The organism is Proteiniphilum sp. UBA1028 (genome assembly GCF_002316955.1).
GTDB lineage: Bacteria > Bacteroidota > Bacteroidia > Bacteroidales > Dysgonomonadaceae > Proteiniphilum.
In genome coordinates this window covers 2,189-10,516 of the sequence record NZ_DCEN01000049.1, presented here as the reverse complement: position 1 = coordinate 10,516, position 8,328 = coordinate 2,189, and the positions used below count along the sequence as shown (strand labels likewise).

At 56.4% G+C, this 8,328-nt stretch carries 9 protein-coding genes; 8 read left to right on the top strand and 1 reads right to left on the bottom strand.

Annotated elements, in window-relative coordinates; translation table 11 throughout:
- Positions 1-213 precede the first annotated feature (213 nt).
- The 8 genes from hisG to hisIE are packed head-to-tail and all read left to right on the top strand — an operon-like array spanning position 214 to position 7,286.
- The gene (gene hisG, locus B3Z75_RS08440) at positions 214-1,071 is read left to right on the top strand and encodes an ATP phosphoribosyltransferase (protein WP_294070097.1); all 858 of its coding nucleotides are present in this window, start codon (positions 214-216) and stop codon (positions 1,069-1,071) included.
- 10 nt (positions 1,072-1,081) lie between these two features.
- Positions 1,082-2,440, top strand: a complete 1,359-nt coding sequence (hisD, locus tag B3Z75_RS08435; RefSeq protein WP_294070094.1) for a histidinol dehydrogenase — start codon at positions 1,082-1,084, stop codon at positions 2,438-2,440.
- The gene (hisC, locus tag B3Z75_RS08430) at positions 2,427-3,449 is read left to right on the top strand and encodes a histidinol-phosphate transaminase (protein ID WP_294070086.1); all 1,023 of its coding nucleotides are present in this window, start codon (positions 2,427-2,429) and stop codon (positions 3,447-3,449) included. Before hisD ends, hisC begins: the two co-directional genes overlap by 14 nt.
- Entirely contained in the window at positions 3,446-4,534 is a 1,089-nt protein-coding gene (gene hisB, locus B3Z75_RS08425) for a bifunctional histidinol-phosphatase/imidazoleglycerol-phosphate dehydratase HisB (protein ID WP_294070081.1), read from the top strand. The genes hisC and hisB overlap by 4 nt, the downstream gene beginning before the upstream one ends.
- A 19-nt stretch (positions 4,535-4,553) precedes the next feature.
- On the top strand, positions 4,554-5,132 hold the full coding sequence (hisH, locus tag B3Z75_RS08420; protein WP_294070077.1) for an imidazole glycerol phosphate synthase subunit HisH: 579 nt from the start codon (positions 4,554-4,556) through the stop codon (positions 5,130-5,132).
- Positions 5,126-5,845: a 1-(5-phosphoribosyl)-5-[(5-phosphoribosylamino)methylideneamino]imidazole-4-carboxamide isomerase gene (gene hisA, locus B3Z75_RS08415; protein WP_294070613.1), complete on the top strand. Its 720-nt coding sequence runs from the start codon at positions 5,126-5,128 to the stop codon at positions 5,843-5,845. The genes hisH and hisA overlap by 7 nt, the downstream gene beginning before the upstream one ends.
- A 50-nt stretch (positions 5,846-5,895) precedes the next feature.
- Positions 5,896-6,666 carry an imidazole glycerol phosphate synthase subunit HisF gene (gene hisF / locus B3Z75_RS08410; protein WP_294070073.1) on the top strand — a complete coding sequence of 257 codons (771 nt, stop codon included), beginning with the start codon at positions 5,896-5,898 and terminating at the stop codon, positions 6,664-6,666.
- The gene (hisIE, locus tag B3Z75_RS08405) at positions 6,663-7,286 is read left to right on the top strand and encodes a bifunctional phosphoribosyl-AMP cyclohydrolase/phosphoribosyl-ATP diphosphatase HisIE (RefSeq protein WP_294070069.1); all 624 of its coding nucleotides are present in this window, start codon (positions 6,663-6,665) and stop codon (positions 7,284-7,286) included. The genes hisF and hisIE overlap by 4 nt, the downstream gene beginning before the upstream one ends.
- On the opposite strand, the gene B3Z75_RS08400 is transcribed toward hisIE, so the two are convergent.
- Positions 7,216-8,328, bottom strand: a 1,113-nt coding sequence (locus B3Z75_RS08400; protein WP_294070065.1) for a THUMP-like domain-containing protein, incomplete at its 5' end; no start/stop codon positions are given. The two genes, hisIE and B3Z75_RS08400, sit on opposite strands and share 71 nt — an antisense overlap.

The following is an 8,328-nucleotide window of genomic DNA, read 5'->3' as shown; positions in this document are numbered from 1 at the left end:
ACATTTAAAATAAATCCATTATCTTTGCACCAACTATACGATAAAAATGAAAGTAAACAAGTTCCATCATCATCATTTTCATACTTGCAATCAGGCGAGTTGAGATAGATATGTACGAACACGAAAGTCTATATTTATACACCCGTCTGAATAAAATCAGGCGGGTTTTTTGTTAAGCTCATACCGGTTTTATTCGACAAAAAGAACAGCACAATGGAAAAAATCAAAATCGCTATCCAAAAGAGCGGCAGGCTAAGCGAGAAATCGATCGACCTCCTCACCGAATGCGGCATCAAGGTGTCGAACGGCAATAGAAAACTAAAAACCGACGCCTCCAACTTCCCCATGGAGATCCTCTTCCTTCGCGACGACGACATTCCCCAGTACGTGGAGCAGGGAGTGGCCGATATCGGGATCCTGGGCGAGAACGAGGTGTGGGAAAAAGACAAGGAGGTGGAGGTGATCGAGAAGCTGGGTTTCGGCAACTGCCGCCTCTCGCTTGCCATCCCGAAAGACGACCTGTACACCGGGCTCGGCTACTTTAACGGCAAGCGCGTTGCCACGAGCTACCCGAAGATCCTGCACAACTTTTTCCGGCAGAAAGGCATCGATGTGAAAATTGAGGAGCTGGGCGGCAGCGTCGAGATCGCTACCGGCATTGGCCTGGCAGATGCCATCTTCGACATCGTGAGCACCGGCAGCACCCTGCTGATGAACGGGCTGAAGGAGGCGGAGACGGTCATCAAAAGCGAGGCGGTACTGATTGGCAACAAGAACCTCTCCCCCGCAAAAGCGAAACTTCTGGAGCAGCTGCTGTTCCGCATCAAGTCGTACAAAAACGGACAGGGGAGAAAATATGTCCTGCTGAATGCCCCCAACGAGGTGATTCCCGACATAGTACGGCTGTTGCCGGGGATGCGCTCCCCCAGCATCCTGCCGCTGGCCGATGAAGGCTGGAGCAGCGTGCACTCGGTAATCAGCGACGACGACTTTTGGGAGGTGATCGATGAGCTGAAGCGTCACGGCGCCGAAGGCATCCTGGTTATTCCCATCGAGAAGATGATACTATAACTGACAAACAATGAAAACAATAAGCAACCCTTCGCAAAGCAAATGGCAAAAGCTTGCCGAACGGCCGTTGATCAAACAGCGCAAGCTGATGGACACGGTGGAGAAGATGTTCTACGACATCCACCGCAAGGGCGATAAGGCTGTGCTCGATTACAGCCGCAAATTCGACTTCCCCGAACAGGTGCAACTGGAGGTGAGTCAGGATGCCCTTGAAAAAGCAGCAGGCCTGGTACCCGAACGGCTGAAGCAGGCCATTGAGATGGCACGGACAAACATCGAGACCTTTCACCGCTCACAGCAGGAGGAAGTACGCAAGGTAGAAACAGCCCCGGGCGTCGTCTGCTGGCGCGAGCCGCGCCCCATAGAGCGGATCGGCATCTACGTCCCCGGGGGCACCGCCCCCCTCTTCTCGACCGTGCTCATGCTTGCCGTGCCGGCCAGGATAGCCGGCTGCAGCGAGATCGTGGTCTGCACACCGCCCAACGAAAAGGGAGAGATCCATCCCGCCATCCTCTTCGCCGCACAGCTCACGGGGATCACGAAGATCTTCGCTGTCGGAGGCATTCAGGCCATTGGCGCCATGACCTTCGGTACGGAGAGCATCCCCAAAGTGGACAAGATCTTTGGCCCCGGCAACCAGTACGTGATGGCGGCAAAACGTTCGGCACAGTTCTACGGGGTGGCCATCGACATGCCGGCCGGCCCCAGCGAGGTGCTCATCATCGCCGATAAAAGCTGCACCCCCTCGTTTGTGGCAGCCGACCTGCTGTCGCAGGCCGAACACGGCCCCGACAGCCAGGTGATCCTGCTCTCCGACAGCAAGCAGGTGATCAAGGCGGTGAACAAAGAGCTCGACCTGCAACTGGAAGCCCTGCCCCGGAAGGAAACAGCCTTGCAGGCACTCAAAAACAGCAAGGCCATCCTCTTCCGCGACCTGGACGATTGCATCGCTTTCAGCAATCAATATGCTCCGGAACACCTGATCATCGCGACGGAGAACCCGGTACTGCTGAGCCGCGGCGTCGTGAGCGCAGGCTCCGTCTTCCTCGGCAACTACAGTTGCGAAAGTGCGGGCGATTATGCCAGCGGCACCAACCACACACTGCCCACCAGCGGCTATGCCAGAGCGTACAGTGGCGTCTCGCTCGACAGCTTCGTGAAGAAGATCACCTTCCAGCACCTCAGCGAGGAGGGCATCCTCAGCATTGGCCACGCAATTGAGATCATGGCGGAAGCAGAACAGCTGCACGCACACAAGAATGCCGTGACGCTGCGCCTGGGCGCCGTCACCGCCAAACGGCTGCAGGCAGCCACCGAGTCAACCCCGGAAAACAGTACAGAAGAAGAAAAAGAACATGAAAGAGTTTGATTTACAGTCGCTGGTACGTCCCAACATCTGGGAGCTGAAGCCCTACTCCAGCGCCCGCGACGAGTTTACAGGAGATGAAGGCATCTTCCTCGATGCCAACGAGAACCCCTTCGGCAGGAAGAACCGCTATCCTGACCCGCACCAGCGCAGGCTCAAGAAAGCGCTGTCGGAGCAGAGGCGCATCCCCGTGGAGAACATCTTTATCGGGAACGGCAGCGACGAGGTGATCGACCTGGTCTACCGCATTTTCTGCGAGCCCGGCAAAGATCGAGCAATCATCTGCCCCCCCACCTACGGGATGTACGAGGTCTCGGCCAACATCCACAACGTGGAGGTGGTGCACGTCCCGCTCACCCCCGATTTTGAGCTGAACATCGACGCGATACTCTCGCACGATGCCCGCTGCCTCTTCGTCTGTTCCCCCAACAACCCATCCGGGAACCGGCTGAAGAACGTAGAGAGGCTGCTGGAAAAGTTCCCGGGCATCGTGATCGTGGACGAAGCCTACATCGACTTCTGCAGCGAGCCGAGCTACACGGAGCGGCTTTCCCGGTATCCCAACCTCATCGTGATGCAAACGTTTAGCAAAGCCTGGGCACTGGCCAGCGCACGCGTGGGCATCGCCTATGCAAGCACCGCCATCATCGCCCTGATGGACAAGACAAAGCCACCCTACAACGTGAGTGCGTTCAATCAGGAGGAGGCGCTTAAAGCCCTCTCCAAACCCGAAAAACAGGCTTACCGCGTTGACGTGATCCTGCGCGAAAGGGCGATCCTCGAAAATGAACTGCCCAAGCTGCCGCTGGTGCGCCGTGTCTATCCTTCCGATGCCAATTTCCTGCTGGTGGAGGTGGACAATGCCGACAAGCTCTACAACCACCTGGTAACCCGGAAAGTGATCGTAAGGAACCGCAGCAGCGTGGTCCGCAACTGCCTCCGCATCACGGTGGGAACACCCGAAGAAAACCGGATCTTACTGGAAGAACTAAGCAACTACACACAATCATGAAGAAAGTATTATTCATCGACCGCGACGGAACGCTGATCATCGAACCCAGTGACGAACAAATTGACAGCCTGGAGAAGCTGGAGTTTTATCCGGGAGTATTCCAGTATCTCTCCCGCATTGCCGCCGAGCTGGAATATGAGCTGGTGATGGTCACCAACCAGGACGGCCTCGGCACCGCCTCCTTCCCCGAAGAAACATTCTGGCCGGCACACAACAAGATCCTCCGGGCCTTCGAAAACGAGGGCGTCCGCTTCAGCGAAATACTGGTCGACCGCTCCTTTCCACACGAGAACCTGCCCACCCGCAAACCGGGCACGGCCCTGCTGACGCACTACCTGAAGGGCGGTTACGACCTGACGAACTCCTACGTCATTGGCGACAGGATGACGGACGTACAGCTGGCCCAAAACATGAATTGCAAATCCATCTTGCTGAGCAACGAGTCCCTCCCCGGAGCCACCCTTTGCACCCCCTCGTGGGGCGAGATCTACCGCTTCCTGCAAGCCCAACCCCGTACGGGCAAGGTGCACCGGAAGACCTCCGAGACCGACATCCGGGTGGAAGTCAACCTCGACGAGAGCGGCCAGAGCAGCATCTCCACCGGGCTGGGCTTCTTCGACCATATGCTGGATCAGATTGCCCGCCACGGCAACATCCGCATGACGGTGCAGGTGAAGGGCGACCTCCACATCGACGAGCATCACACCGTAGAAGATACCGGCATCGCGCTGGGAGAAGCATTTCTCCAGGCACTGGGGCAGAAGAAGGGGATCTCCCGCTACGGCTTTATGCTGCCCATGGACGACTGCCTTGCGCAGGCTGCCATCGACTTCGGCGGTCGCCCCTGGCTGGTGTGGGACGCCGTTTTTCAGCGCGAGTACGTGGGCGATGTACCCACGGAGATGTTTATGCACTTCTTCAAGTCGTTCAGCGACAGCGCAAAGTGCAACCTCAACATCAAGGCAGAGGGCGACAACGAGCACCACAAGATAGAGGCCATCTTCAAAGCCTTTGCCCGCGCCGTGAAAATGGCCGTAAAACGTGGGGAGACAGAAGGCATCCCCAGCACAAAAGGAGTGTTATAACACGAAAGGAGATTATACAATGATCGCCATCATCAAATACAATGCAGGGAATATTGCGTCGGTAGAAAATGCAGTGAAACGCCTCGGCTACAACTGCAGGGTGACGGACGACATCGACGAAATACTGGGTGCCGGCAAAGTGATCTTCCCCGGCGTAGGAGAAGCAAAGTCCGCAATGATCTACCTGAAGGAAAGAGGATTGGACACGGTGATTAAATCGCTGCTTCAGCCCACGCTGGGCATATGCCTGGGACTGCAGCTCATGTGCAGCCATTCCGAGGAGGGAGACACCCCCTGTCTGGGCATCTTCGATGCGCAGGTGAAAAAGTTCCCCCCCGGAGAGATCGTCCCCCACATGGGATGGAACAACCTGTCCGATCTTCAAGGCCCCCTTTTCGCCGGCTTTGGCAACGAAGACACGGTCTATTTCGTGCACAGCTATTATGCCGGAATCTGTCCGCAGACCATCGCCACGAGCAACTATCTTGTGTCGTTCAGCGCGGCCATGCAGAGAAAAAATTTCTATGCCACGCAGTTTCACCCCGAGAAGTCGGGCAGCGTGGGCGAACATATTTTACACAATTTTTTGAGATTATGAGAATTATCCCCGCCATCGACATCATCGACGGCAAGTGCGTGCGCCTGACGAAAGGCGACTACAGCACCCGGAAGACCTATCGCAACAATCCGCTGGATGCGGCAAAGGAGTTCGAAGACCACGGCATACGCTACCTCCACCTGGTGGACCTCGACGGTGCCAAATCGAAACACATCGTCAACCACCGCGTGTTGCACGACATCGCCACGAAGACATCGCTGAAGATCGACTTTGGCGGCGGCATCAAGTCGGACGAAGATGTGCGGATCGCCTTTGAAAACGGAGCCGGGCAGATCACCGGCGGAAGCATTGCCCAGCAGCAGCCCCCACTCTTTAAGCGGTGGCTCGCGGCCTACGGAGCAGACAAGATCATCCTCGGCGCAGACAGTCACCACAGAAAGATCGCCACCAACGGCTGGCAGCAACAGTCCGAAGAAGACGTGGTCGATTTCATTTCCGACTACGAGAAAGAGGGCGTACGCTATGTCATCTGCACCGACATCGCGAAGGACGGCATGCTGGAAGGCCCCTCCACCGACCTCTACAAGGAGATCCTTGCCAAAACGAACGTTCAGCTTATCGCCAGCGGGGGCATCACCTCCCTCCAAGACCTGCACTCCCTCCGTGAGTTGGGCTGCGAGGGCGCCATCATCGGCAAAGCCATTTACGAAGGAAAGATCCAACTATCCGAACTCCGGGAGTTTCTCTCTTAACCGATTACACACATAGAACGCTGAAAGATAATCACAAAAAAGCCAATACAATGCTGAAGAAAAGAATAATTCCCTGCCTCGACATCAAGGACGGGCGCACCGTAAAAGGAGTCAACTTCGTGGGACTTCGCGATGCGGGCGATGCGGTGGAGCTCGCCAAACGCTATGTGCAAGAGGGAGCCGACGAGCTGGTCTTTCTCGACATCACCGCCACGGTCGAGAACAGGAAGACACTCGCCGAGCTGGTCCGCCGGGTGGCAGAAGCCATCAACATCCCCTTTACGGTGGGTGGCGGCATCCGCACCCTGGAAGATGCACAGGCCATCATCCGGGCGGGGGCCGACAAGGTCAGCCTGAACACGTCCGCCGTAGAACATCCGGAGCTGATTACCGAAATAGCCGGACAGTTCGGCAGCCAGTGCGTGGTGCTCGCCATCGACACGAAGCTGGAGGAGAACGGCGAGTGGATGGTCTATGTACACGGCGGAAGAACAGCTACCCCACTCCGCACTGTCGACTGGGCCAAAGAAGGAGAACAGCGCGGAGCAGGCGAGATCCTGCTCACCTCGATGAACAACGACGGCACCAAAAGCGGATTTGCCCTCGACATCACACGCCGTGTGAGCGAAGCGGTACATATCCCGGTGATCGCCTCGGGGGGAGCAGGCACCCTGGAGCACTTTGCCCAAGTGTTCACCGAGACCAAAGCAAGTGCGGCCCTGGCAGCCAGCATCTTCCATTTCGGCGAGGTCCCCATCCCCACCCTGAAACAATATTTACAAGAACAACAGATTCCCGTACGGCTACTATCCGGGGAATGAACAGATACATTCACACACAAAAAAACAGACAAGTGGACATTGATTTTCAAAAAAACGAAGGACTGGTTCCGGTCGTTATTCAGCACGCCAGCACGCTGCAGGTATTGATGCTGGGCTATATGAACGAAGAAGCACTGGAAAAAACCAGGGCAGAAGGCAAGGTAACCTTCTACAGTCGCAGCAAGCAACGACTGTGGACCAAGGGAGAGACCTCGGGCAACTTCCTCACCGTCGAGGAGATACGGGTCGACTGCGACCACGATACGCTACTCATTAAAGTGCATCCGCAGGGGCCGACCTGCCACACCGGCAGCACCTCCTGCTTTCAGGAAGAGACCCCCAAAGGGTTCCTCTACGAACTGGAGAAAGTGATTGAACAACGCATCACCGAGAACCCCGAAGGCTCCTATACCGCCCGCCTGTTCAGTCGCGGCGTGAACAAAGTAGCCCAGAAGGTAGGCGAAGAAGCCGTGGAGCTGGTGATTGAGGCAAAGGACAACAACCTCGACCTGTTCCGGAACGAAGCCGCAGACCTGCTCTATCATTATCTTATTTTACTGAAGACGAAGGACTTGAAGCTTCAGGATATTGAAGCGGTGTTAAAGGATAGGCACAAATGATCCATACCTTCCGGCCGTCGGCCAGGGTAGTGGCAAAAAGATAACAGTCGCCCCCCTCTTTGAGGCCGCTCCTCTTGCGGATTTCGGCGACAGACATCGGAAAATTGCGGACAGCGATGTTCGCTTTTTTCGTTTCCGACAGAAAGACACGCAGGTTCTTTTTGTTCGGCACAAAACAGGAATCCACCTCAAACGTACGTCCCGGGAAATCAGCCACCCGGCTGTCCGAGGTGTACAGGTGACTATGCCGATGCAGCTTCTTCACCCCATACCGGTTCGCCACCGCGTTGAAGGCACCCGCTTTCAGCACCGAGGCGTTGGGCTCGTAAAGGAACCTCCCGGGTTCGGGAGCCAGCACCGCCTCCTGCGCCTCCTCAGCCGGGGTAAAGCCAAAAGCCACCCTCTCCCCTCCTCGAAGCAGGTTCACCGTCTGGCAGATGCACTCACCCCCCTCCTTCGATAAGACAAAAAGCAACTCCTTGCATTCGTTCTCCACGGAGACGACATGTACCTCACGCACATCGCCCAGTGTTTTCAGGGCCAGGGAGATATCCAGCATCGGCGAGTACTTGATCATGATCCGGTCCGCCTTCTCCAGGAGCCCCTCTTTCAGTCGCGTGAGGTCCGGCGTACAATCCCCGATCCGGAAAACTTTCCTGCCCCCTTCCTCTCTGCGTGCCGGGTCCAGGTACACCAGATCCGCCCTCTCCATGTGCGAAACATACTCCTCGCTTTTCCCCTGTATCACCGTCGCATTCTTCAGCTCCAGCAGTCCGAAGTTATGAGCGGCCAGGGCACAAAGTTCCTCGTTCTGCTCCAGGTAGACCGCCCGGCCGAAGCGAGGCGCCAGAAAAGAAAAATCGACCCCCATGCCACCGGTTAGATCCACAAGACGCGCTTTCCCTTCCGGTGCCAGCGATGCCTTGTAGCGTGCCGTCATCTCAGAAGAAGCCTGTTCGAGCGAGAGATGTACCGGGTAAAGAATCTCATCGATTCCGTACCAGGAAGGAATTTTCAGCTTTGCCGTTTGTCGCCCCGCAAT

Bases quoted from the DNA above. Each gene is read 5' to 3' on its own strand.
- hisG (WP_294070097.1), top strand. From the start codon at position 214: ATGGAAAAAATCAAAATCGCTATCCAAAAGAGCGGCAGGCTAAGCGAG.
- hisD (WP_294070094.1), top strand. From the start codon at position 1,082: ATGAAAACAATAAGCAACCCTTCGCAAAGCAAATGGCAAAAGCTTGCC.
- hisC (WP_294070086.1), top strand. From the start codon at position 2,427: ATGAAAGAGTTTGATTTACAGTCGCTGGTACGTCCCAACATCTGGGAG.
- hisB (WP_294070081.1), top strand. From the start codon at position 3,446: ATGAAGAAAGTATTATTCATCGACCGCGACGGAACGCTGATCATCGAA.
- hisH (WP_294070077.1), top strand. From the start codon at position 4,554: ATGATCGCCATCATCAAATACAATGCAGGGAATATTGCGTCGGTAGAA.
- hisF (WP_294070073.1), top strand. From the start codon at position 5,896: ATGCTGAAGAAAAGAATAATTCCCTGCCTCGACATCAAGGACGGGCGC.
- hisIE (WP_294070069.1), top strand. From the start codon at position 6,663: ATGAACAGATACATTCACACACAAAAAAACAGACAAGTGGACATTGAT.